Genomic DNA, 22,714 nt, shown 5'->3' on the forward strand with positions numbered 1-22,714 from the left:
ATAAGTTGGAAAGTCGAGATTGAATCGGCTAACGCAAAGTCAAAAACGCTAGCGTACTAATGGTTAGCAACCTAAATGAAAACGAGGTTTTTATGCTTCTACTAAATCAAAAATTGGTGCGGGTGCTGCTAGCGTCCACTGTGATTTTTCTTACCGCATGCAGTGACTCATCAAGTTTAACTTCTGGATCGCCCACAGACCCAGATAATCCTGATCCAACACAGCCAAATGTCCAAGCCGCCTGTATTGCTCCCGGTGCAGGTGCCCGCGAACAAGTACTAACGCAACTTTCGACAGCCTCTCCAGGCACTGTTGTATCTTTCTGTGCAGGCGACTTCGAGATGTCTACTGGCTTGCTGATTAACAGCAAGAAAGGAGTGACTCTGAAAGGCGCGGGCAAGGATAAAACCTTCCTCAACTTTGCCAAAAGTGATAGCGGAGAAGGGATCAACGCTAGTAACGCCGATGGTGTTGTTCTGCAAGGCTTCACAATTGAAGACACACCAGGTAACGGCATTCGTATTTTCCGCTCAAGCCAAGTCCATGTGAAAGATGTGCGTGTGCGCTGGCACGATGCTGCAGGTCGTGATGAAACCGATGCTGGCTATACGCCACGGTCAGATGTGGGCGCCTATGGACTCTATCCCGTTGAGACTCGTCAGGTGCTTATGGAAGACTGCGAGTCACATGGTGCATCCGATGCGGGCATTTATGTTGGCCAATCAAGTGATGTATTGGTGCGCAACTGCCTAGCTACCTACAACGTTGCCGGCTTTGAGTTCGAAAACACATATCGTGCGGTGTTTGAGCACAATATTGCCACCAAGAATACCGGTGGTTTCTTGGTTTTCGACTTGCCCGACTTAAGGCAGTACGGTGAAAAGAACATCGTTCGTTTCAATAAGTCGTATGAAAATAACACCCCTAACTTTGCGCCTGTCGGCAACATTGTCGGCTTAGTGCCACGCGGTACCGGCATGTTGATCTTGGCTTCTGATCAATTGCAAGTGCACGACAACGAGATCTATAACAACGAAAGTTTGGGCATCGCAATGATTAACTTTGGTCTGGTGGATCGTAACTACCCTGACCTGCGTTATGACTTTTATCCAGAAGGCGCATGGATTCATAACAACACGTTCCATGGTAATGGCGGTAACCCACAAATTCCGATGGCTGATCGTGGTGTGGCCTCTGCGTTGCCTCTGCTGCTTCGAGTGAAAAACTTTGGTTTTGGTGCTGACATTGTGTGGGATGGTGGCGTGGATTCGGCCAATGATTGCACTGACTATCCGAAGGATTTCCAAGGCATTGCATTGAATAAGCCAAACGCTAATGAAGTAGGGCGTTATGAGTCGCGAATTGATGAGCGTGGCCGTCCAAACTACGATCGCGCTGACCAAGAGCCTAAGTGCAAATACAATGCGTGGAAATTTGAAGAGAAGGCAAAAGAGCCTAACCGCTTGTGTATTCAAAACAACACGCATAAGTTGAGTGGCCGCAGCCCGTTAGTTAAACCATTCTTGAATGCTGGCTTGGACCGCTCTGATTTAGGCCCAGAAACATTGCAGCAGTTGGTCACTCCTGGATCCAATGATGCGTCTCCACATGACTGTAGCCATAGTGCTACGCCTTACCCAGAGCCGGTTTTAAATCTGCCATATGTGCCAGTTGCAGAAGACAAGGCCCCTACAGCTGCTGAAGTTAAGGCGGCCTGTGAAGCAGTTAAGCCAGGTGAGATTAACTGGACTGCGCTCGCTAAGTTTGACTGCCCAGAGTTATCGCAATATGGACTATTCAAAACAGCGAATGACCCATTATCTGGTGGTCATGGCGCGGCATTCCCCTATGAGCTTAACAGCACGCTATTCTCCGACTATGCGAGCAAGTACCGTGTGATTTTCTTGCCACCTAATGGTTCGGGTGGTACTCAGCCAGCGAAATATGCGGACTATAAGTCGTCTAAAAGCTTTAACGAGTCTCTAGACTTCCCCCCGGGCACGGTTATTTCGAAAACTTTCACATTCCGTACTGAGGATGCGCTTGGTGCACTCGTTAAGGAGCATATTGTTGAAACACGTCTGTTGATTCTCCGCTCAACCTCAGTTGGCGATACTTGGGTAGGCCTGCCATACGCGTGGGTGCAAGGTACGGATGGTAAGCCAACAAAGGCTGTGTTGAAGTTGGCTGGCGATACCGTTCCTTCAGAGTGGGATTATTTTGACCCTAATCCTAATGTTAAGAAGAATGGTACGCGTGCTCGCTACACGGGCAAAGCTCCAGCGTATGCGATCCCTGCAGCCCTAAACTGTATCGGCTGCCATGGTGGCGATGACCGTGTAGGCGCAGCACCTATTGGTCCTAAAGCTCGGAATATGGATCGTGGGGTGAACCCAGACTTCACTGGCCAGAATCAACTGGCGCTGATGGTGAGCAAAGGTTGGTTGACAGGCTTTAATGCCGATGTGTCAAAGCGCGACAAAGCGATGGCGATCTATAACATTCCAAGCAGTGGGCCTACTAAGCCGGTAGCAGATTCAGGACGTGACCTTCATGAACGTGTTCGTGCGTACTTAGAAGTGAACTGTGCGTACTGCCATAACGGTAGCGGTAACGCCTCGAACTCTGGTCTGTTTTTGGATAGCTTCCGTCCAGTGAACGTGCGCTATGGCATCTGTAAGAAGCCTGTTGCTGCTGGTCGTGGCTCAGGCGGTCATAAGTTCGATATTGTGATGGGTAGTCCGGGCACATCGATTATGGCTCACCGCGTTGGCTCCGCAGAAGCAGGTGTGCGGATGCCTCCAATCGCACGCTCGGTAGTGCATGGCGAAGGCTCAGCATTGATTAATCAATGGATTCAGACTGGCCTAGCTCAAGTTGATGCAGAAAACGAAAATGAGATTCAAAACGAAAATAACTGTAGTGATAGCGAGATACCACTATTGCTTACTGAAATTCTGCCAGTGGAAGTAACCGATGGACTGAGCGATCTCCAGGCGGCTACAGGTGGTTTGGTCTCGCTGAAAGATCTAACCGACTTATTGGCTGTAATCACGGGCGGTGTGACGGATGCTGCATCGTCAGCAACGCAGCTTCTTGAGCGTACGCTTAAAGGTTTGCCATTGCCCTAATTGGTTGGTTGTTCATCATCTAAAAGCCGCGCCTTGAATACCTCGGGCGCGGCTTTTTTGTGGGGACATTTCTTGGCAAGGTTACCAAGCCCAGGTGATGAAACAGATGAGTTGTAGTGCACACTAATGCTAATTTGATGCCCTGAAGCCCGTATAAATACAGATCAATATAGCCACAATAGGAGCTTGCAGCTGACTGCTGGTGCACAAATCGCTGGCAAAATAAAACGCTCATTTTGAGCGTTTTATTTTTGTACCATTTCAATTGCCTATTGCAGGCTTAATAAATTAGCCTTTGGGTCTACCTTGATCTGCTTTACTGTAGTCACATACGCCTTCTGGGAAAATAGCCTCTAGCTTTTGAGTTTGCTCTAAGTTAGGAGCCCAAGTTCCATAAGTTCCATCAGTGAGCGCCTTAGCAACAGGTTTCAGTGCGCACTTGAATACACCGCCTTCGATAGGTCCACCTGCGACCATTCTTGAGGTTGTATGAGTGGGAAACTCTTGAGCGCAAGCTCCGGCTGCTTTGTCGTTCAGAATGCCATCCCAAACGTCGTCACCGGAAGCAATTTTGTCGCCTTCGGTTGTAAAACAGCTGTCTACAGCAGTCGCTGGTTTGTTTTCAGCAATGCTCTTTTTAGGGTTTTTACGGATATTGGTTATCCAGTCATGGAGTACTTCTAGGGCCTGCCAAGTTTGATCAAAGTCTTTATTTGGGCGTGGGCGAGTGTCATTGGGTCTATAGCTATGAGGGCGAGCATCTGTAAACCAGATCAGCTGGTTATCGGAGTGTCCCATTTTGTTGCGAATCCGCTGACGCCCAGAAAAGGATTGGTGGCTATTGTGCATATCCAGAACATCTTCGAGATAGTGCCGCCAATCGATCACGGGTATGTTGAGCTCACCATCAAATACCATGCCGGAGCTGTAGGCAGCATTCATTGCTTTCAAGTCTCCCTTTGTGCGTGGAGCAGGCGCAATTCCATCGGCACTTAAAAGCATATTGTTTTTGCTCCATGGGTCGAATGCGACTTTGCCACTCATAACATCTGCTTCACTGCCTAGGAACGGGAAGCCTTCTTGAGCCATATCTTTAGGCCGCTTCCAGCCGCCAATTTGTGAGTTGAGTTTGAGGAATTCTGCAGGGGTGATTTTATGATCATTAAGCGCTTGTAAACCGTATTGAACACCAACGTTGTCGAATAGTGTTCTAGGGTTGCCATCCTCATCGGTGCCATAAATATTGCGTAAATCGTCATAGTGGGTCCAGTCCACATTATCCATGGCGCCACCTTGCATTTGCTCCTGATTACGTACTCCACCGAAGTGTGGATTCATCACTAGCGGTGTTAAGCCGCGCCAAGCAGGTACACACTCGGTCATGCCTGGTGCCGTGCTGTAGCCAAGCATAGGTTTATAGGGTGCTAGAGGATCTGGGTAAGCATCCGTAGCGTTCAAACCAACTAGCCAGCTACGGTTTTTTGTCATGATCCACTTGGAGTTGTCTTTGTCAGTGGCGTCCATGTAATGCTCTAGCAACTCACAATCGCCAATATGAATAGTTTGAGTCACCATGTCGGGATAGGAGTACTGTGGCACGCCGCCGTCCAGAAGGCCTGGGTGATTTTGAGAGTAAACATATTGCTGAATGCCGCCACCAGAGCCGCCGATAGCAACAGTATATTCAGGTGTGCCGAAGCGTTTGATGAAGTGCTCTTTGACCATTAATGCAGTTTCGCCACCGACCTGTAGGTTGTAATGCGAGTCGGTGACCGTGCCGGTGGAAAACATAACGGCGTAACCTTTGCCAAGTACTTCCGGCACCATGGATTGATTCGTGCGATTGTCCATGCGTCCTTGGGTATGCCCAATGGCAACACCACCTAGGAATTGGAATAGTGCACGGCCATTCCAATATTCGGTGGAGGCCGTATCAGCGGTATCGTCTAGGCTAGCTAATGTGGCGAAGCTGTAAATGAAGCGGTTAATAGTGCCGACTTCGCGCCGAACGATAAAGTCGACAACTCGGCCGTCGGTCAGCGTTGTGGTGGCCATATCTGCTGGTCTTACGCGGTTGGCGGGTAAAAGCTTATATTGGTTGCCGGTTGTACGGTAATAGAACTCAACATACGTCTCAATTGAGCAGTCTTTACTCAGACCTATCTGATTGCCACTAGCATCCTTTACAGGAAAGCCCATGCTAGCGTCGGTATCAACTAAGGGCTGCTTGCCTAGTTCGGTGACGGTGCAGACAAAGGGGTACTGCTGTGGCCCAGAGAATATAGGTCCAGTAATTGGGTGGTTAGTTAATAGCATCTCTTGCAGTTTTCCATGTTTGGCATGGCGTAGCTGCAGTTTGTTCTCACCTTCCTTAAGGCCTGTAATTAGAACTTCATAGCGCCCGTTGCGGAGAGTTGAGCGTGATGCCTCAACCTTCTCATCATTCAGCAAAATTTCTAGTTGATCCTTTTCATTATTAATAAGCGCCATATCTCCCTCGAATGAGAGTAATACGTCACCACCACTGACTTGTTCAGGGGCGCTGGATAATGATTTGAGTTTGATATCAGGTAGCGCATTTGACTTATTGTCATTACCACCTAGACAGCCAAATAGTGCGAGAGAGAGCAAGCTAATTGCGAAGGGTGCTGCGTACCGCGGTAAGCTGGACATAGTGTATTCCTCGTATGACCTTGTTGTTGTAGTTATTGAGCTTGGTCATGCTACGAGGATGGGAAGGGGATATAACAGGTACAGATTCGTTTAAAGCAGTGATACAGATGGAGTGGAGCACTAGATGCGTTTCGCCATGTCGCCCAGTTGGGTAATAGCCGATCGCAGTTTGTCATCCAGTGGTGCGCCTGCGTTTAAGCGTAGGTAGTCGAAGTGTCTCGGGCCTGCGGAAAATACTGAGCCGGGAAAGATATGAATACCTTTTGCCAGAGCTTGGTCAAATAGCAATCTGGAGTCTATTTGGTCAGGCAGGCCGACCCAGAGTACGCAGCCGCCGGTAGGAGGCTCAATACGAGTTCCTTCTGGGAAAGCCTTAAGTACGGTAGCGACAGTCTCTTGTGTTTGCACAGCAAGCTTTTGTCGCAACTGCTGTACATGCTGCGCATAGAAGCCACTTTCCATGAGCCTCGCCATCAGTAGCTGTGGAGTTGATGCCGTGGTAATGCTGCTGATCTGTTTGAGTTCTCGCAAGCGATGGTGAAAGCGTCCGGGAGCAACCCAGCCGAGTCTGATGCCTGGCATTAATGATTTAGAGAATGAGTTGCAGTAAATAACCATCCCAGCCTCATCGTATGCCTTGGCTGGTAGGCAGTCTCCAGCATAAACAGTATCGCCCCATATATCGTTTTCAATCAGCGGTATGTTGTAGCGAGTGGCTAGTTTCACTAGCTTCTGCTTGCGATCTTCTGACATGGTAAATCCTAGCGGATTTTGTGCATTACATGAGACTAGACAGGCACTTACTTGCTGACGTTTGAATACTTGCTCTAAGGCATCGAGGCATATTCCATTACGATAATCAGTAGGGATTTCAAGCGCTTTGCGCTGCATAACTTCCAGTGCTAGGAGGGTGCCATAGTAGCTTGGAGTTTCTACTGCGACGGTGTCACCACGTTGAGTAACTGTTCTGAGTGCTAGTTCAATAGCCTCCATGCAGCCATTGGTGACTATCAAATCTTCTTGAGCAATTGGTACTGGATAATTCAGGCTGCGCTTAGCTAACTGACTGGTGAACTTAGTGTAGCCATGCGGGTGCATGTAATCCCAAGCGTCTAGAGGCTGCCGGCGAGTTACTCCACGCATAGTACGTAATACATGTTCGATTGGCATGATTTCGCGAGCAGGTAAGGCGATGCCTAAGCGGACTAGATGCTCCTCAATATGAGGCTCCATATAGTGAAAAATATCTTCACTTAAAGATACCTCTACCGGTAGTAGCGGGAAGTGAGCTACGTTACTTGGACAGATTTTAGGCAAGCTATGATTTGTGACAAACACGCCTGAACGCGGACGAATGTCGATAAGCTCATCGGACTCAAGCTGACGAAAGCACAGCATGATGGTGTTGATGCTGACTCCGAAAACTTGACTGAGTCGACGCATGGACGGGAGCTTTTCTCCTACATGGTAGCTGCCACCCAGTATTTGGTTGCGTAACCGCTGACTGATGTTCTCATAAAGGAAGCGCTCATCTGCCATAGGGCTATTGCCTCGACTACTAGCTTAATTATTGTGATATTGAGTAGAAGCGCAGGCAAACCATGGTCTAAATAAGCGCTTAAGTAGTTAGAGCTTCGCTCACACTCAGTTGAGTGTCCAATTAGCGCGATAATAAAAAGCCGATCAAGTGGCTTGATAGTATCTAGTATGTAATATAGGTGTTATCAAATTAACTCACTGCTCGTGATAATTCGTCGATGAGTACATATAAACGACATCTATTTCATCCCCGCATCATCTCTTGCTGAGTCTGAAAGTTAACGTGCCAGCGCTTTTTCTAACGCTTCACAGCGGGCTTTAAGGTGCTGGTTTTCTGCTTTCAATATGGCCATTTCTGTACGCGCTGCATCATAGATTTCGCGCAAGCTAACCAATAGCTCAGGTGCAGGGCCTTGTTGTAAAACCTTGCCATCGACCAAATGAATAATGTCATGCGCCAATGCGGCGACCTCATCGAGATCGTGGCTAACATAGATGATGGGCAGTAGTTGTGCGGCGCAGAGGCGCTGAATATAGGGTAGTACAGTTGCGCGCTGGTGTTGGTCGACACTGGCCAGAGGCTCATCTAAAAGCAGTAATGACGGCTGGCTTAGCAGGGCGCGTGCGAGGGCGACGCGTTGGCGCTCGCCACCAGAGAGCTTCTCTATGCGGTGCTGTAGCAAGGGGGCTAGGGCTAATAGCTCAATGACTTCTTCGGCGGAGACGCGCAAAGTGCGTTTTTGCGCACGGCGTTGAGCATAGTTGAGATTGCCCTGCACGTTTAGGTGCGCAAATAGGTCTGCGCTTTGGCAGACATAGGCTAGGCCGCGCTGATGCGTCGGGACCTGCATTGATGCATCTTGCCAGAGCGTTTGGCGAAAACGAATGCTGCCGCAGGTCATGGCCTGCAAGCCGGCAATACAGCGCAAAAGCGTCGTTTTCCCAGCACCTGATGGGCCATAAATTGCGGTGACACCAGTCAGTGAAAAGTGGGTGCTTATCTGTAAATGAAAGGCTTGTGGGCCATGGCTAAGGTCGATTTCCAGCGCGAGTGTATCGCTAATGTCGTTGTTGCTATTTTCTACGCTAGACGAGCTTATGGTGCCTACGCTGAGGCCGTGCATGCTCTTTTGGGGTGGCGTATTCATGGCCGCGATCTCACTAGCATAAGCGCGCGCGGAGATCGGCTATAGAGCACGAGCAAGGTGATGAACGAGAACGTTAGTAGTACCGCTGCCAGTCCATGGGCTTGGCCATAATTCATCGCTTCAACATGATCATAAAGTGCCACCGAGACCACGCGCGTCTCATCGGGAATGTTGCCGCCTATCATTAACACCACGCCAAATTCGCCCACGGTATGAGCAAAGCCAAGCAGGGCGGCGCTGATGAATCCGGGTTTGGCCAGCGGCAATATCACGCTAAAAAAACGATCGATCGGGCCGGCGCCTAAGGTGGCTGCGGCTTCAAGTTGGCTTTTGGGTATCGCCTCCATGGCATTTTGGATGGGCTGCACGACAAAAGGCAGCGAGTAGCACACCGAGGCCAGCACGAGGCCGGAAAAATGAAACGGCAAATAGCCCAAGCCCAGCGCGTGCGTGAGTTGGCCAATGGCACCGTTCGGGCCCATGCCCAGTAAAAAGTAAAAGCCCAGAACGGTCGGTGGTAGCACCAAAGGCAGTGCGACTATGGCACTGATGGGCCCACGCCAGCGCGAGGCCGTAGTCGCTAACCACCATGCTAATGGCGTACAAATAACTAGCAGTACAACGGTGACGGTGGTGGCGAGTTTCACTGTGAGCCACAGGGCGACGAGGTCATCGGCAGAGAAGCTCATGGCCTGATCTCGGGGGTATCGTAGCCAGCACGGCGAATCTGCTCTTGTGCCGCTGCGCTGCGCATGAATTGCCAAAAAGCACGATTGGCGGGCGTGTCGTGCAGCAGTAGCGCATCTTGCCTGATGGCTCGGTGCAAGGTGCTGGGCACCAGCCAATGGCTGCCCGTGTTTGGCTCAGCCTGCCATTGCGCGAGCGCAATGAAGCCTAGGTCGGCATTGCCGGTGGCGACAAACTGATAGGTCTGCGCGATGTTTTCGCCCATGACCCAGCGCGTGCGCATGGCATCGCTGAGCTTGAGTGCAGTGAGTACGTCGAGCGCCGCTAGTCCATAAGGTGCGAGCTTTGGATTGGCCAGAGCTAAGCGCTGAAAGTCTGTGTGTAGAACCCGGCCTTGAGCATCGATGAGTTTTGCTTGCGACGACCACAGCACCAAGCGGCCAATGGCATAGGTGTAGCGATTTTGCACTGGCGCAAGGCCGGCCTCGATGAGTGCTTGCGGCTTACTCGTATCGGCGGAATAAAATAAATCGTAAGGCGCGCCATGAAGAATTTGCGCGGCGAGCAGTCCTGAGGAGCCTGTTACTACGCGTATTTGATGCGCTTGCTCGTGTTGAAAGCGTTCGGCGAGCAGGCGCAAGGTTGGCGCAAAGTTTGCCGCCACAGCCACAGTAATGGTTTCGGCTCGCGTGAGTGCGGGCTGTGCCCAGAGCAATAGACTGACGCAAAGGAAGGCGAGACGAGAGTTCACCTTAGCCACCACTCGCGCTCATAAAGCGCACCAATTGCTCGCCATCGTGCTGAAAATCATGGCTAGCGGGCTTATGAGTCAGCGCATTGTGCAGCGCGCGCCGTACTTCATGATCATCAGCGGGATATTGGCGAATGAGATCGCGCAAGGACAAAGACTCTTCTTGTCCTAAGCACAGCAAAAGCCTGCCCTCGGCGGTAAGGCGTAGGCGATTACAGCTAGCGCAAAAGGTGTTGGAGTGTGGCGAAATAAAACCAATGCGGCTGTTCGGATAGCCTTGCGCTTGCATATAGCGCGCAGGCCCAGCGTGAGCATCGGTGTTGATAAGCGGCGTTAACGCGTAGTGCTCGGCTAGGCGCTCGGCAATGTCGGCGCTGCTGATAAAGGATGCAGCGCGATTGCGCCCAACATCGCCCAAGGGCATTTCTTCGATGAAACAAATATCTATCTCACGTGCTAATGCAAAGGCGACTAAATTGAGAATTTCATCGTCATTGCTGCCGCGCAAAATCACGCTGTTAAGGCGTATGCGTTTAAAGCCCTGTGCGACAGCGGCGTCTATGCCAGCAATCACATCGGCGAGTACGCCATGGCGTGTGATGTAGCGGAAGCGCTCGGCTTCTAGGCTATCTAGACTGATATTGAGGCGACTGACGCCAGCTTGTTTGAGTGCGATGGCATGGTTGGCGAGCTGGCGGCCATTGGTGCTGAGTACTAGCTCGTCGAGGCCGGGTAGTGCGGCTAGGTCTTCGCAAATGGCAATGATGTCGGGGCGAGTCAGAGGCTCGCCACCGGTGAGGCGAATTTTGCGCACGCCCTCGGCGACAAACAGACTGGCGAGGCGATGGATTTCAGCGCGCGTGAGCGTCTGTTCGCGCGGCAAAAACTGCATGTCATCGGCCATGCAATAGCGGCAGCGAAGATCACAACGATCGGTGACAGACAGGCGCAGGTAGTTGATTTGCCGGCCAAGGCCATCGATAAGGCCGGTACGCGGAGCGGCGCCGCTGCTAGTGAGGCCGTGCGCAGCGCTAGTCATGACAGCAGGCTGGCATAAGGTAAAAATGGCACCGGCTCGCCAGCGACTAAGCTGCGTCCAGCTTCAATCATCGCCAGGCCATCGCTGGCGCAGGCGGGGCTGAGCATGGCTGAACCTTGCTGTGCATGTAGCGTCACGCCGCCACTGTTGGTGAGCGAAGCGCGAAGATATTGCCGCCGCGGTTTTGCCTTCGGCCATGAAAACTCGGCACTCAGTGTGTAGGCGGCTTCTTGCACATGCTGCTGGCCCTGAAGTCGACGCAGATACGGCTTGGCAATAATCATCGCCGTGATCAATGCCGATGTGGGGTTGCCCGGCAGCCCAAGCCACGGGCGCTGACCGACGCGACCAAAGGCCAGCGGTTTGCCGGGCTGAATGGCGACGCGCCATAGTGCGAGTTCACCAAGTTCGCTGACCACCGCTTTCAGATGGTCTTCCTCGCCAACCGAGACGCCGCCGGAGCTGATTAACACGTCGCATTGGCTGCTTAAAGCACGGAAGGCGGAGCGTAGTGCGGCGGGTTGGTCGGGCACGATGCCGCTATTGATAACATCGAAGCCCCAGCCGCGAAAAAGCGCGGCCAAGCCAGGGCCGTTGGCATTGGCTATTTGTCCGGCAGCCAGTGCTGATCCTGCTTCGCGCAGCTCATTGCCAGTGGATAAAAGGCCTATGCGCAAGGGCTGAAAGACGCTGACTTTGGCTTGGCCTAGGCTGGCGAGCAGAGCGATTTCATTGGCGCTTAAACGCTTGCCGGCGCTGAGTACGAGACTGCCGCGAGCGAGCTCTTCGCCTTGGGCACGGACATTGGCGGCGAGTGTGGTGATGGGGATGCTGATGCGGTCGCCTTCGCGTAGGCAATGCTCTTGCGCTACTACGGTGTCGGCACCAGCGGGTAGTGGCGCGCCGGTGAATATTCGGCGCGCATGGCTAGGTGTTAGTGCAGATCCACTGCCATCGCCAGCGGCTAGGCGGCCATCGATAGCTAGTGATGTCATTGGGGTTTGCAGGTCGGCAGCGGCCACGGCGTAGCCATCCATGGCGCTATTGGCCCACGCTGGTACATCGTGTGGAGCGACAATATCTTCAGCTAAAACTCGGCCAGATGCTGCACTCAGCGGCAATCGGATACGGGCAGTGGGCGCGATCGCTTGGGCTAATAATTGCGCAATGACGGCATCGACGGTGAGCAGTCCGGGGCTGTCGCAGGCAGAAGTAGTCATCCTCGTGACTCGCAAGCGGCGGTGCGGGTATCTCGCAAATGCGGGACGAAATTACAGGGGCGCGTGCGGCTATCAAGCTGCCCACTGAGCAACTCCTGCCATGCCGTGCGGCAGGCATTGGTCGAGCCCGGCAAGCAGCAAATCAAGGTGCCATTACTGATGCCAGCTAGGGCGCGCGACTGCATGGTGCTATTGCCTATATCGGCAAGTGAGACTTGGCGAAAGCGTTCACCAAACCCATCCACGACGCGCTCTAGCAGAGGCGCCACCGCTTGCGGTGTGATGTCGCGCGGCGTGAAGCCTGTGCCACCGGTCATCAACACGACTTGGATGCTGGGATCGTTAATCCAGGTGCAGAGGCGCTCGCGAATTTGCCAGATATCATCGTGCACGATGGCGCGCGCGGCGAGGTGATGGCCATCGGCTTCGAGCAAGTCCACGAGCGTTTGCCCTGAACTATCGGTGGCATGTGTGCGTGTATCGCTGATGGTGAGCACAGCGATTTGTAGCGACTCGGGCGCGCTGCTTGCTTCTGTGCTGTGTGCGGCAATAGGCGATGACATGATGTTTTCCAATACAATTAAGGGGTTAGGCCGTTACGTGGGGATTAGCCAAACGCGCTGCGCGCTGTCCAGCTGGGTTTCGCGCTTCCATAGCGGCACTTGGCTTTTCAGTTGATCCATGAGGTAGCTTGCCGCTTCAAAGGCGGCTTGCCGATGCGCGCTGGCGACGGCAACAAAGACGATAACTTCACCGCAAGCCAAGTCACCGACGCGATGCACGATGTCGACGGCGTGCAGAGGCCATTGCGCACAGGCGCTGATCTCTAGCTCGTCGAGCATGCGCTCGGTCATGCCGGGGTAGTGCTCTAAATACAGTGAGCTGACGGCTTGGCCATGGCTGGCATCGCGCACCAGGCCGGTAAAGCTGACGACTGCACCAGCGCTATGGCTGGGCTCGAAGGCGTCGAGTCGGTGACCTGGCCGGATGACATCTGTTGTGATTGATGTGGCCATGTTTAGCCCCCCGTCATCTGCGGGAAAAATGCGATTTCATCGCCATCGGCGATAGCGCTTTTAAGGCTACACAATGTTTGATTACGCGCGCAGCAGAGCTTTGGGTCGGCCAATACAGCCCAGTTATCGCCGCGACCCAGCAGCGCATCGCGGAGATCGGCAATGCTTGTCACATCGACTTCGATGCGTTCTCGCTCAATGCCCAGAGCTTCTCGATAGCGAGCAAATAAACAGAGCTCGATGATCATGTTGTCGGTCTCAAAGTGGCCGCTACGTCTGTGTCATCTGCCAAAAAGTGACCACTGGCACCACCAGACTTTTCTATTAAGCGAATGTGCTCAATGCACATGCCGCGATCTACTGCCTTGCACATGTCATAGAGCGTGAGTGCAGCCACGCTAGCAGCGGTCAACGCCTCCATTTCCACGCCGGTGCGGCCGTTAAGTTTGCAGCGGGTGCGGATGCGCACAGCATCATTTGCGCAGGCTGCTAGTTCGACTTCAACGGCGCTGAGCGCGAGGGCGTGGCAGAGCGGAATGAGATCGTGTGTGCGTTTTGCTGCGCAGATACCAGCTATGCGTGCGACGGCAAAGACATCGCCTTTAGGCATATCGCCGGCAATGAGCCGCTCAAGCGTACTTGGCAGCATGCGCACAATGGCCTCCGCCCGAGCTTCACGCACAGTCACAGCCTTGTCGCTAACATCCACCATCTGCGCATGGCCTTGTGCATCGAGGTGGGTGAACTTAGGGACAGATGGCATGAAGTTGCTCCGGATTATTAATATTGACCAAGCGGCTATCGCCTACGGGGTACTGCAAGGCTTGTGCCTGTTGTGCCAGCAGAAACCGCAACGGGCTTCGCTCACCAGCCAGCCATGCCTGATCTAAGGCAGGGCCTAAGTGGCTAGGCCAGAGGCTAAAGAGTGGTTGCCATTGCTGTGCTTGTTGCAGCATGACTGCTTGATTTTGGTGTGCTGAACTGTGCACTCGTAGCGCATTTAAGATTTCAGTGGTCACTTTTGGTGCATCACAAGGCAATACCAGTAACTGCGTATGCCGGCAGTGCGCTAGGCCGGTGCGAATGCCTGCTAGTGGTCCAGAGAAATCATCATTGTCATCGCTTAGACAGTGCCGGCTATAACGGGCGTACTCATCCTCGTGGCGATTACATGAAATCAGCACGTCATTGCTGACTTCATGTGCCATGTCGGCTAGCCACGCTATTAAAGGGCGGCCATGCCAAGGCAGTAGGCCTTTATCACGCCCACCCATGCGCAAGCCGCGTCCGCCGCAAAGCAGCAGAACGGAGCAAGGTGGCAGTAGGGTCAAGTCAGTATTCATGCTGAATTTATGCAATGACCGTGCCCAACTCAATTTTTGGCATATGCCTTGCAGCAACTAATTATCGATTTTTGAGTATTTACCGCCGTGACCCCACCTTCTCCTGCGCTCAGTGTCATGTTGGTTGATGACCAAGCGCCGCGCATGGCCTTGCTCGAGCAAGCGCTCAGCGATCAGGGCTTTCACGTGGTCGCCAAATTGATTAGTGCCGCTGGCCTGATTGCCGCTGTGCGTGCCCATGAGCCCGACGTCATTATCATTGATATCGATTCGCCCGACCGCGACACCTTAGACGCCATGGCGAGCTTGCATCGCGATGCGCCGCGTCCGGTGGTTATGTTTACTGCCGATGGTGACAGCAGCACCATTGAGCGAGCGGTGCAGGCTGGCGTGAGTGCTTATGTCGCTGGTGGTGTGAAGGCCGATCGCGTGCGCCCAATTGTGGATGTCGCTATTGCGCGCTTTCGTGAGTATCACGCGTTGCGCTCGGAGTTAGAGGCCACGCGCCATCAATTAGCCGATCGCAAACGCATTGATCAAGCCAAACTTATGCTGATGAAAAGCCGTGGTTTAAGCGAGGAAGAGGCCTACAAAGCACTGCGCAAATTGGCCATGGATCGTGGTCAGCGACTCGGTGAAGTAGCGACCAATGTGCTGGCGGTATTGCAGCTATTAGAGGGGAAATAGGGTGTCTAAGTCTGCAGTGGTGCGTATCGGATATATGCCGTTGACCGACAGTCTGCCGCTACTGGCAGCCGAAGCGTGGGGCTATTTTGCCGATGAAGGTGTGCAGGTGGCGCTACAGTGCGAAACCTCCTGGGCAACTTTGCGCGACCGCTTAACGGTCGGACAAATTGATGCAGCACCTTTATTAGCCCCCATGGTGTTATCGACAACGCTGGGGCTGGCGGGTCTGCAAGTGCCTTTAATGACTGCCTACGGCCTTGGCCGCAACGGCAATGCCATCACGGTATCAAAGGCGCTGTTTAGTGAACTCAGCGATGTTGCTGTCGCTGACTCGCCGCTAGCGTGCGCCCATGCGCTAGCCGACTGCATACGCCAGCGGCGCCAGCGCCATCAAAAGCAACTGGTCTGGGCTGTGGTTTTCCCTTTTTCTAGCCACGCCTATTTGCTGCGCTATTGGCTGGCCTCGGCGGGTATTGATCCTGATCAAGACATCAAGATGGTGGTGTTGCCGCCGTCGCAGATGGCTGACCATTTGCGCTTGGGTCACATCGATGGTTTTTGCTCGGGCGAGCCGTGGAATAGCTGGGCGCTGATGAGTGGTGCTGGCCAGGTCTTGCTCACTGGACATCAGATTTGGCAAAACGCGCCAGAAAAGGTGCTCGGCGTCAGTGTGCGCTGGGCGGAGCAGCATCCGCAGCAGCATGCTGCGCTAGTGCGTGCATTATTTCGCGCCGGCGAGCGAGTTGCGCGAGAGCCTGAGGCGGCCTTAGGCATACTTGCAGAGCAGTACACAATGGCTGTGCCGCAAGACTGTTTAGCTTTGCCGTTCCAGGGGCGGCTGCCGATAGGCTTGGCGCAGCAGCCGGTGGCCGCGAGCCACTTTCATCAATTTGGTGGAGCCGACGCCAACTTTCCATGGCAGTCGCAGGCGCGTTGGTTATTGCTACAAATGCATTGTTGGCAGCAACTGCCTGAGCGTTTGCCATCTGAACTTATTGCTAGTTGCTGGCGGCCAGACTGTTATCGAGAGTTTTTGCACGACTTAACCGATGCTCCATGTGCCGACGCAAAGGTTGAAGGCGAACATGATCAGTCGGCCTCTATGGCTGGTGTGCGTGACCGCCTAGCCATTCTGCCCGATGCTTTTATTGATGCTGCCTGCTACCCCAGCGTGCTCAGCCCATGATGGTGCATTAGACCCATAGCTAGTGCATTCGTGGTGCAGCGCTACGCGTAAATATCCACATATTGTCCTACAAAATGTGCCTAAGTGATTGAAAGTAGCGTTTTAGCTTGGTTGGCACGGCGGTTGCAATAACTCTTATATGCAAGACCAATGACGGTCTTCACAGCACACAATTTACGTTGAGCAATGGCGCTCACTGCAAAACCCTAGATGTCTGGGGTCAGGCAGTGGGCGTTTTTTTTGTCCAAGGAGATGCATCGATGGCATATCGCAGACTGAAATCTTGGCTTGTAGTGGCCGGCTTAGCCGCCGCACTGCCGGTTATGGCACAGGCCAAAGTAGGCTTTCCGGAAAAAGATGAACTTAAGCTGGGCTTTATTAAGCTGACTGATATGGCGCCGTTAGCGGTTGCTTATGATCGTGGCTATTTCGAAGATGAAGGCTTGTTTGTCTCGTTAGAAGCGCAGGCGAACTGGAAAGTGCTGCTAGATCGTGTGATTTCCGGTGAGCTCGATGGTGCCCATATGTTGGCAGGGCAACCGTTGGGAGCCACCTTGGGCTATGGCACGAAGGCCGAGATCATCACGGCATTCACCATGGACCTCAACGGCAACGCCTGCACTATGTCTAATGACTTGTGGGCGAAAATGAAGAAGCAGGTGCCGATGAAGGGCGGCAAGCCAGTTCATCCGATCTCTGCTAGCACGTTGAAGCCGGTGGTGGATCAAGCCTTAAAGCAAGGCAAGCCACTGAAGTTTGGCATGGTGTTCCCAGTGTCGACCCACAACTATGAACTACGTTATTGGTTGGCCGCTGGTGGCATTAACCCCGGATTCTACGCGCCGCAGCGCGGCAATACCGCCGGTAATTTGAAGGCAGACGTGCAGATTTCTGTGACTCCGCCGCCACAAATGCCTTCGACACTAGAGGCTGGCACCATCAATGGTTATTGCGTCGGTGAGCCGTGGAATCAGCAGGCAGTCTTTCGTGGCATTGGCGTGCCGGTGATCGCTGATCAGGCCATTCGTAACAATGTCGCGGAGAAGGTTTTCGGGGTTAGCCGGCAATGGGCCGAGGCGCATCCGAACACGCATATTCGCCTCGTGAAAGCGCTGATTCGCGCAGGCCAATGGCTAGATGCAAACAACAACGCCAATCGTCCGGCAGCAGCCAAGCTTATTAGTAAGTCCATCTATGTCGGCGCCGACTATCCCATCATTGCTAACAGCATGACCGGCAAGTTTGAGTTCGAGAAAGGTGATCAACGCTCACTGCCAGACTTCAATGTGTTCTTCCGTTACCACGCTACCTACCCGTTCTATTCCGATGCGGTCTGGTATCTCACGCAAATGCGTCGCTGGGGGCAAATCCCTGAGGCCAAGCCTGATGGCTGGTATCTGGAAATGGCCAAGCGCGTGTTTCGCCCTGACATCTACCGTGAAGCGGCTCAGGAGCTGATTAGCGAAGGCAAGTTGAAGGCCAGTGATTTTCCAGACTTCGCCACTGAAAGTGGGTTTCGTCCAGTCAGCGCAACGACGTTTATCGACGGCATTCGTTTCGATGGCCGCAAGCCAAATGCCTATATCGATAGCTTCCGCATTGGCCTGAAAGGCAAGCAAGTTCCTTAAGTTGTGTAAGAGATTGCTCATATGAATTCATTAATGAACGTCACGCGCTCTTGTTTGCGCCAAGCCATAGCTCCGTTATTAGGGCTGCTGGTGTTCCTCATGATCTGGCAAGTGGCATCGAGCCGTATCGATACCATGTTGGGTAAGTTTCCAGGCCCTATGCAGGTTGTGGAGCAGGCGCAAAACCTAGTAGCGGAGCATCGTGCTCAGCGCGCAAAGGGTGATGCGTTTTCTGAGCGCCAAGAGCTTCGCATTGCCGAACGTTTGGCTGTTGAGCCTGATTGGCAGCCAGTGCGTCGCCAGTACACCGGCGCGCCGACGTTCTTTGATCAGATCATCACCAGCTTGGTGACCGTGCTGGCAGGTTTCGTGGTGGCTTCTGTGTTGGCGATTCCGCTCGGCATCGTGATGGGCCTGAGTCATTTTGCGCATCAGGCCATAAACCCTATCGTGCAGCTGTTTCGACCGGTGTCGCCATTGGCTTGGTTGCCTTTGGTGACTCTGGTGGTGGCTTCGGTCTACACCAGCGCAGACTCCATGATGTCGCGCTCGTTTGTGGTGTCGATGATCACCGTCACGCTCTGCTGCATATGGCCGACGCTGCTTAACACAGCTGTTGGTGTACAGGCGGTGAGCAGTGACCTCAATAACGTCAGTCGTGTTTTGCGCCTGAACTGGTTCACTCATGTCATCAAAATCGTCCTGCCATCAGCAGTTCCTATGATGTTCGCCGGTCTGCGCGTGTCCTTGGGCATTGCATGGATGGTGTTGATTGCTGCCGAAATGCTGGCGCAGAACCCCGGTCTCGGTAAGTTCGTTTGGGATGAGTTTCAAAATGGTAGTTCGCAGTCGCTCAGTCGCATCATGACCGCGGTCATTGTTATTGGTCTGATTGGTTTTGCGCTTGATCGAGTGATGCTGTTGCTGCAACGAAAAGTCGATTGGCAGTCCGGAGAATGACATGAAGACATTATTAGAAATTTCCAATGTGGGCATGTCGTTTAACACGGCCAGCGGTAGCTATAACGCCTTGAAAGAGGTCAATTTAAAAATTGCTGAAGGTGAGTTTGTCTCGCTCATTGGCCACTCCGGCTGCGGCAAATCAACCGTGCTCAATCTTGTTGGCGGCCTGCTGCAAGCGACTAGTGGCGGCATTATTTTGGATGGCAAAGAGGTTTGCGAGCCAGGTCCAGAGCGCGCCATTGTCTTTCAAAATCACTCCTTGCTGCCATGGCTGACGGTTTGGGAAAACGTCGAATTAGCGGTGCGTACAGTGTTTCGTGGGCAAAAAACGCGCGCTGAAATGAATGAGTGGATAGCGCATAACCTGAACTTGGTGCACATGAGTCACGCTTTGCATAAACGCCCCTCGGAGATTTCCGGTGGCATGAAGCAGCGTGTCGGCATTGCCCGAGCCTTGGCTATGCAGCCTCGTGTATTGCTCATGGACGAGCCTTTCGGTGCCTTGGATGCCCTGACGCGTGCACATTTGCAAGACACCTTGATGGAGATTCAGCGCGACCTAAACAACACCGTGATCATGATTACTCACGATGTCGATGAGGCGGTTTTGCTCTCCGACCGTATCGTCATGATGACCAATGGCCCGTCGGCCACTGTTGGCGAAATCTTAGAGATCGACTTGCCGCGCCCACGTCATCGTTTGGCACTTGCTGACGACCCGCACTACACGCATTTGCGTCATAGCGTGCTGCAATTTTTATATGAAAAACAATCACACGTTGTGGCAGGAGATTAAGACATGAAACCCACACGTTTAGTCGTCATTGGTAATGGCATGGTTGGACAGCGCTTCTTAGAAGAGATCATGGCGCGTGAGCTAGCGCTAGAGATCACGGTGTTTTCGGAAGAAGCGCGAGTGGCCTATGACCGTGTCCAGCTCAGCAGTTATTTCTCTGGCGCCAGCGCAGAAGACTTAAGTTTAGTGACTCCAGGCTTCTTCGCTGAGCACGGCATTCGTCTCATGCTCGGCGAGTCGGTGCAGCGTATCGATCGCGAGCGTTGTGTTGTGGTTGGCTCTGCCGGTAGCGAAGTGCCTTATGACACGCTGGTGCTGGCAACTGGCTCATATCCTTTTGTGCCACCGATCGAAGGTAATGATCGGGAAGGCTGCCATGTCTATCGCACCATCGACGATCTCGATGCTATTGCAGCAACCGCTAAAAGCAGTCGTAGCGGTGTTGTCATCGGCGGTGGCTTGCTTGGCCTAGAAGCCGCCAAAGCGCTTAAGGATTTAGGCTTAGAGACGCATGTGGTGGAGTTTGCCCCACAGCTGATGGCGGTTCAGCTCGATGTTCAAGGTGGCACATTGCTGCGTGAAAAAATTGCCGCTCTAGATGTCAGTGTGCATACCGGTAAAGCGACTCAGCGCATTGAAGCAGGAGATTCGCAGCGCCACCGCTTGGTGTTTGCTGATGGCGAGCTAGAAACCGACTTGGTGCTATTTTCGGCCGGCATTCGTCCTCGCGATCAGCTCGCACGTGACGCTGGGATACTGGTTGGTGAGCGTGGTGGAGTCATTATTGATGATTATTGCGCGACATCTGATCCTGCGATTTTTGCCATTGGTGAAGTGGCACTTTGGTCAGGCCGCATTTACGGCTTAGTTGCTCCTGGCTATGACATGGCGCGTCAACTCGCAGCGCATTTGGCCAAGGATGAGAAGGCCAAGTTTCAAGGTGCAGACATGAGCACCAAGCTTAAATTGCTTGGCGTTGAAGTTGGCTCTATTGGCGATGCGCAAGCGCGCACCGTCGGCGCGCGTATCTGTCAAATCGACGATAGCGTCGCTGGCACCTATAAAAAGCTGGTATTGAATGCCGCAGGTGACCGCCTTTTGGGGGCCGTATTGGTTGGCGACACCAGCGATTACGGCACACTGCTGCAATATCATCTCAATGACATGGCCTTGCCTAGCTCGCCACTGTCGATGATTTTGCCGGCAGGCGATGGTAAGCCGGCGCTCGGCGTTGATGCCTTGCCGGATAGTGCACAAATCTGCTCCTGCAATAACGTCAGTAAAGGTGACCTCTGCTCTGCTATTAGCCAAGGCTGCTGCACCATGGCGGGTCTCAAGTCAGAGACGCGCGCCTCGGCGACCTGCGGTGGCTGCACAGCACTGGTCAAACAAGTTTTGGATGCCGAACTGAAACGCCAAGGCGTGGCCGTTAACAACCATCTTTGCGAGCATTTTGCCTATAGCCGCCAGGAGCTTTATCACCTGGTACGCATCAATGGCATTCGCCAGTTTGATGCCCTGATTAAAGATCACGGCCGTGGTCATGGCTGTGAGATTTGCAAGCCAGCGGCGGCCTCGATTTTCGCCTCGTGCTGGAATGACTTTGTGCTCGACAAGCCGCATGTGGGCTTGCAAGACACCAACGATAACTTCCTCGCCAACTTGCAAAAAGACGGCAGCTACTCGGTGGTGCCGCGCATCCCCGGTGGTGAAATTACGCCAGAGAAACTCATTGTTATCGGTGAGGTGGCGAAAAAATACGACCTCTACACCAAGATTACTGGCGGCCAACGCATCGATTTATTTGGTGCTCGCGTGGAGCAGCTGCCGCTGATTTGGCGTGACCTCGTTGACGAGGGATTCGAATCTGGCCATGCCTACGGTAAGTCGCTGCGCACGGTGAAATCCTGTGTCGGCTCTACTTGGTGTCGCTATGGCGTGCAGGATTCAGTGGCCATGGCGATCTTCCTCGAAGAGCGCTATCGCGGCCTGCGTTCACCGCACAAATTGAAAATGGCGGTGTCGGGCTGCACACGTGAGTGCGCCGAAGCGCAAAGCAAAGACGTTGGTGTCATTGCCACTGAAAAAGGCTGGAACTTATACCTTTGCGGCAATGGTGGCATGCGTCCTCGTCATGCGGAGTTGTTTGCCAGCGATCTCGATGACGCCACCTTGGTGCGCTATATCGATCGCTTCTTGATGTTCTACATCCGCACCGCCGACCGTCTGCAACGTACCTCGGTCTGGCGCGACAACCTCGAAGGCGGCCTGAGCTATCTGCAAGCCGTGGTCATCGACGACTCCTTAGGTCTGGCTGATGAGCTGGAGTCACATATGCAAGCCGTGGTCGACACCTATGCCTGCGAGTGGAAACGCACCATTGAAGATCCAGTGGCCATGGGTCGCTTCCGTCCATTCCTAAATGATGACAGCGCTGACGAAGCCTTGGTCTATGTGCGTGAGCGTGGTCAAAAGCGCCCAGCGCGCCTTAGCGAAAAAGCCACTGATGCGATGGCAGCGAGAATCCCTGTTTTGGAGACACAGTCATGAGCTTGGCAACGCCAACCCACGCCATCTTTGATGATTGGCACGAAATCTGCGGCAGCGATGAAATCATCACAGGCACGGGTATGCCGGCGCGTGTGCTCGGTCGACAGCTCGCCATTTTCAGCACCGATGAAGGCTACTTTGCCCTCGGTAACTGCGATCCATTTAGCGGCGCTAATGTGCTAGCGCGCGGCATCATTGGCGACATTGGCGGCAAGCTAGTGGTGGCTTCGCCGGTGTACAAACAACACTTCTGTTTACGCACCGGCATTTGCTTGGAAGACATGAGCGTAACCGTGCCCGTGTGGCGCGTGAACGTGCGTGATGGCCGAGTTTTCGTCAGCGAAGGCGAGCGCTAAT

General features: G+C 53.3%; 20 protein-coding genes. 8 read left to right on the forward strand and 12 right to left on the reverse strand.

The window, feature by feature from the left end; translation table 11 throughout:
* Positions 1–92 precede the first annotated feature (92 nt).
* A complete protein-coding gene (locus ACFQ0F_RS01380) occupies positions 93–3,131 on the forward strand; it encodes a parallel beta-helix domain-containing protein (RefSeq protein WP_379068265.1) in 3,039 nt (1,012 codons plus the stop codon).
* 288 nt (positions 3,132–3,419) lie between these two features.
* Here ACFQ0F_RS01380 and ACFQ0F_RS01385 read toward each other — a convergent pair whose 3' ends face one another.
* From ACFQ0F_RS01385 to mobA, 12 genes are all read right to left on the reverse strand, one after another.
* Positions 3,420–5,804, reverse strand: coding sequence for a DUF6351 family protein (locus tag ACFQ0F_RS01385; protein ID WP_379068268.1), 2,385 nt, complete (start codon positions 5,802–5,804; stop codon positions 3,420–3,422).
* Positions 5,805–5,924: 120 nt separating this feature from the next.
* Entirely contained in the window at positions 5,925–7,343 is a 1,419-nt protein-coding gene (locus tag ACFQ0F_RS01390; protein WP_379068271.1) for an aminotransferase-like domain-containing protein, read from the reverse strand.
* Positions 7,344–7,621: 278 nt separating this feature from the next.
* Complete coding sequence (locus ACFQ0F_RS01395) at positions 7,622–8,491, reverse strand: ATP-binding cassette domain-containing protein (protein WP_379068274.1); 870 nt, start codon at positions 8,489–8,491, stop codon at positions 7,622–7,624.
* Complete coding sequence (gene modB, locus ACFQ0F_RS01400; protein WP_379068277.1) at positions 8,488–9,180, reverse strand: molybdate ABC transporter permease subunit; 693 nt, start codon at positions 9,178–9,180, stop codon at positions 8,488–8,490. The genes ACFQ0F_RS01395 and modB overlap by 4 nt, the downstream gene beginning before the upstream one ends.
* Positions 9,177–9,929 (reverse strand): molybdate ABC transporter substrate-binding protein, encoded by a 753-nt coding sequence (gene modA / locus ACFQ0F_RS01405; RefSeq protein WP_379068280.1) that lies wholly within the window; start codon positions 9,927–9,929, stop codon positions 9,177–9,179. The genes modB and modA overlap by 4 nt, the downstream gene beginning before the upstream one ends.
* A gap of 1 nt (position 9,930) precedes the next feature.
* A complete protein-coding gene (gene moaA / locus ACFQ0F_RS01410; protein WP_379068283.1) occupies positions 9,931–10,968 on the reverse strand; it encodes a GTP 3',8-cyclase MoaA in 1,038 nt (345 codons plus the stop codon).
* A complete protein-coding gene (locus tag ACFQ0F_RS01415) occupies positions 10,965–12,188 on the reverse strand; it encodes a molybdopterin molybdotransferase MoeA (protein ID WP_379068286.1) in 1,224 nt (407 codons plus the stop codon). The genes moaA and ACFQ0F_RS01415 overlap by 4 nt, the downstream gene beginning before the upstream one ends.
* Complete coding sequence (moaB, locus tag ACFQ0F_RS01420) at positions 12,185–12,751, reverse strand: molybdenum cofactor biosynthesis protein B (protein ID WP_340676310.1); 567 nt, start codon at positions 12,749–12,751, stop codon at positions 12,185–12,187. The genes ACFQ0F_RS01415 and moaB overlap by 4 nt, the downstream gene beginning before the upstream one ends.
* A gap of 33 nt (positions 12,752–12,784) precedes the next feature.
* On the reverse strand, positions 12,785–13,204 hold the full coding sequence (locus tag ACFQ0F_RS01425) for a molybdenum cofactor biosynthesis protein MoaE (protein ID WP_340676311.1): 420 nt from the start codon (positions 13,202–13,204) through the stop codon (positions 12,785–12,787).
* A 2-nt stretch (positions 13,205–13,206) separates the two neighbouring features.
* Positions 13,207–13,452: a MoaD/ThiS family protein gene (locus tag ACFQ0F_RS01430; RefSeq protein WP_379068290.1), complete on the reverse strand. Its 246-nt coding sequence runs from the start codon at positions 13,450–13,452 to the stop codon at positions 13,207–13,209.
* The gene (moaC, locus tag ACFQ0F_RS01435; protein ID WP_379068293.1) at positions 13,449–13,967 is read right to left on the reverse strand and encodes a cyclic pyranopterin monophosphate synthase MoaC; all 519 of its coding nucleotides are present in this window, start codon (positions 13,965–13,967) and stop codon (positions 13,449–13,451) included. The genes ACFQ0F_RS01430 and moaC overlap by 4 nt, the downstream gene beginning before the upstream one ends.
* Complete coding sequence (gene mobA / locus ACFQ0F_RS01440; protein WP_340676314.1) at positions 13,951–14,547, reverse strand: molybdenum cofactor guanylyltransferase MobA; 597 nt, start codon at positions 14,545–14,547, stop codon at positions 13,951–13,953. Before mobA ends, moaC begins: the two co-directional genes overlap by 17 nt.
* Before the next feature lie 87 nt (positions 14,548–14,634).
* Here mobA and ACFQ0F_RS01445 point away from each other — a divergent pair, with 87 nt between their 5' ends.
* From ACFQ0F_RS01445 to nirD, 7 genes are all read left to right on the forward strand, one after another.
* On the forward strand, positions 14,635–15,234 hold the full coding sequence (locus tag ACFQ0F_RS01445; protein WP_379068296.1) for an ANTAR domain-containing response regulator: 600 nt from the start codon (positions 14,635–14,637) through the stop codon (positions 15,232–15,234).
* 1 nt (position 15,235) lies between these two features.
* Complete coding sequence (locus ACFQ0F_RS01450; RefSeq protein WP_379068299.1) at positions 15,236–16,420, forward strand: CmpA/NrtA family ABC transporter substrate-binding protein; 1,185 nt, start codon at positions 15,236–15,238, stop codon at positions 16,418–16,420.
* A gap of 260 nt (positions 16,421–16,680) precedes the next feature.
* The gene (locus tag ACFQ0F_RS01455) at positions 16,681–18,048 is read left to right on the forward strand and encodes a CmpA/NrtA family ABC transporter substrate-binding protein (RefSeq protein WP_379068302.1); all 1,368 of its coding nucleotides are present in this window, start codon (positions 16,681–16,683) and stop codon (positions 18,046–18,048) included.
* A 21-nt stretch (positions 18,049–18,069) separates the two neighbouring features.
* On the forward strand, positions 18,070–19,008 hold the full coding sequence (locus ACFQ0F_RS01460) for an ABC transporter permease (RefSeq protein ID WP_379068305.1): 939 nt from the start codon (positions 18,070–18,072) through the stop codon (positions 19,006–19,008).
* A 1-nt stretch (position 19,009) separates the two neighbouring features.
* Complete coding sequence (locus ACFQ0F_RS01465; RefSeq protein ID WP_340676319.1) at positions 19,010–19,807, forward strand: ABC transporter ATP-binding protein; 798 nt, start codon at positions 19,010–19,012, stop codon at positions 19,805–19,807.
* 3 nt (positions 19,808–19,810) lie between these two features.
* Positions 19,811–22,357 carry a nitrite reductase large subunit NirB gene (gene nirB, locus ACFQ0F_RS01470; protein WP_379068309.1) on the forward strand — a complete coding sequence of 849 codons (2,547 nt, stop codon included), beginning with the start codon at positions 19,811–19,813 and terminating at the stop codon, positions 22,355–22,357.
* A complete protein-coding gene (gene nirD, locus ACFQ0F_RS01475; protein WP_340676321.1) occupies positions 22,354–22,713 on the forward strand; it encodes a nitrite reductase small subunit NirD in 360 nt (119 codons plus the stop codon). Before nirB ends, nirD begins: the two co-directional genes overlap by 4 nt.
* Position 22,714: the final 1 nt, after the last annotated feature.

The organism is Paraperlucidibaca wandonensis (assembly GCF_042677145.1).
In the GTDB taxonomy this organism is placed as follows: Bacteria; Pseudomonadota; Gammaproteobacteria; order Pseudomonadales; family Moraxellaceae; genus Perlucidibaca; species Perlucidibaca wandonensis.

Excerpts from the sequence above, each read along its gene's own strand:
- ACFQ0F_RS01380 (WP_379068265.1), top strand. The coding sequence starts at position 93 with ATGCTTCTACTAAATCAAAAATTGGTGCGGGTGCTGCTAGCGTCCACT.
- ACFQ0F_RS01385 (WP_379068268.1), bottom strand. The coding sequence starts at position 5,804 with ATGTCCAGCTTACCGCGGTACGCAGCACCCTTCGCAATTAGCTTGCTC.
- ACFQ0F_RS01390 (WP_379068271.1), bottom strand. The coding sequence starts at position 7,343 with ATGGCAGATGAGCGCTTCCTTTATGAGAACATCAGTCAGCGGTTACGC.
- ACFQ0F_RS01395 (WP_379068274.1), bottom strand. The coding sequence starts at position 8,491 with ATGAATACGCCACCCCAAAAGAGCATGCACGGCCTCAGCGTAGGCACC.
- modB (WP_379068277.1), bottom strand. The coding sequence starts at position 9,180 with ATGAGCTTCTCTGCCGATGACCTCGTCGCCCTGTGGCTCACAGTGAAA.
- moaA (WP_379068283.1), bottom strand. The coding sequence starts at position 10,968 with ATGACTAGCGCTGCGCACGGCCTCACTAGCAGCGGCGCCGCTCCGCGT.
- ACFQ0F_RS01415 (WP_379068286.1), bottom strand. The coding sequence starts at position 12,188 with ATGACTACTTCTGCCTGCGACAGCCCCGGACTGCTCACCGTCGATGCC.
- moaB (WP_340676310.1), bottom strand. The coding sequence starts at position 12,751 with ATGTCATCGCCTATTGCCGCACACAGCACAGAAGCAAGCAGCGCGCCC.
- ACFQ0F_RS01425 (WP_340676311.1), bottom strand. The coding sequence starts at position 13,204 with ATGGCCACATCAATCACAACAGATGTCATCCGGCCAGGTCACCGACTC.
- ACFQ0F_RS01430 (WP_379068290.1), bottom strand. The coding sequence starts at position 13,452 with ATGATCATCGAGCTCTGTTTATTTGCTCGCTATCGAGAAGCTCTGGGC.
- moaC (WP_379068293.1), bottom strand. The coding sequence starts at position 13,967 with ATGCCATCTGTCCCTAAGTTCACCCACCTCGATGCACAAGGCCATGCG.
- mobA (WP_340676314.1), bottom strand. The coding sequence starts at position 14,547 with ATGAATACTGACTTGACCCTACTGCCACCTTGCTCCGTTCTGCTGCTT.
- ACFQ0F_RS01455 (WP_379068302.1), top strand. The coding sequence starts at position 16,681 with ATGGCATATCGCAGACTGAAATCTTGGCTTGTAGTGGCCGGCTTAGCC.
- ACFQ0F_RS01460 (WP_379068305.1), top strand. The coding sequence starts at position 18,070 with ATGAATTCATTAATGAACGTCACGCGCTCTTGTTTGCGCCAAGCCATA.
- ACFQ0F_RS01465 (WP_340676319.1), top strand. The coding sequence starts at position 19,010 with ATGAAGACATTATTAGAAATTTCCAATGTGGGCATGTCGTTTAACACG.
- nirB (WP_379068309.1), top strand. The coding sequence starts at position 19,811 with ATGAAACCCACACGTTTAGTCGTCATTGGTAATGGCATGGTTGGACAG.
- nirD (WP_340676321.1), top strand. The coding sequence starts at position 22,354 with ATGAGCTTGGCAACGCCAACCCACGCCATCTTTGATGATTGGCACGAA.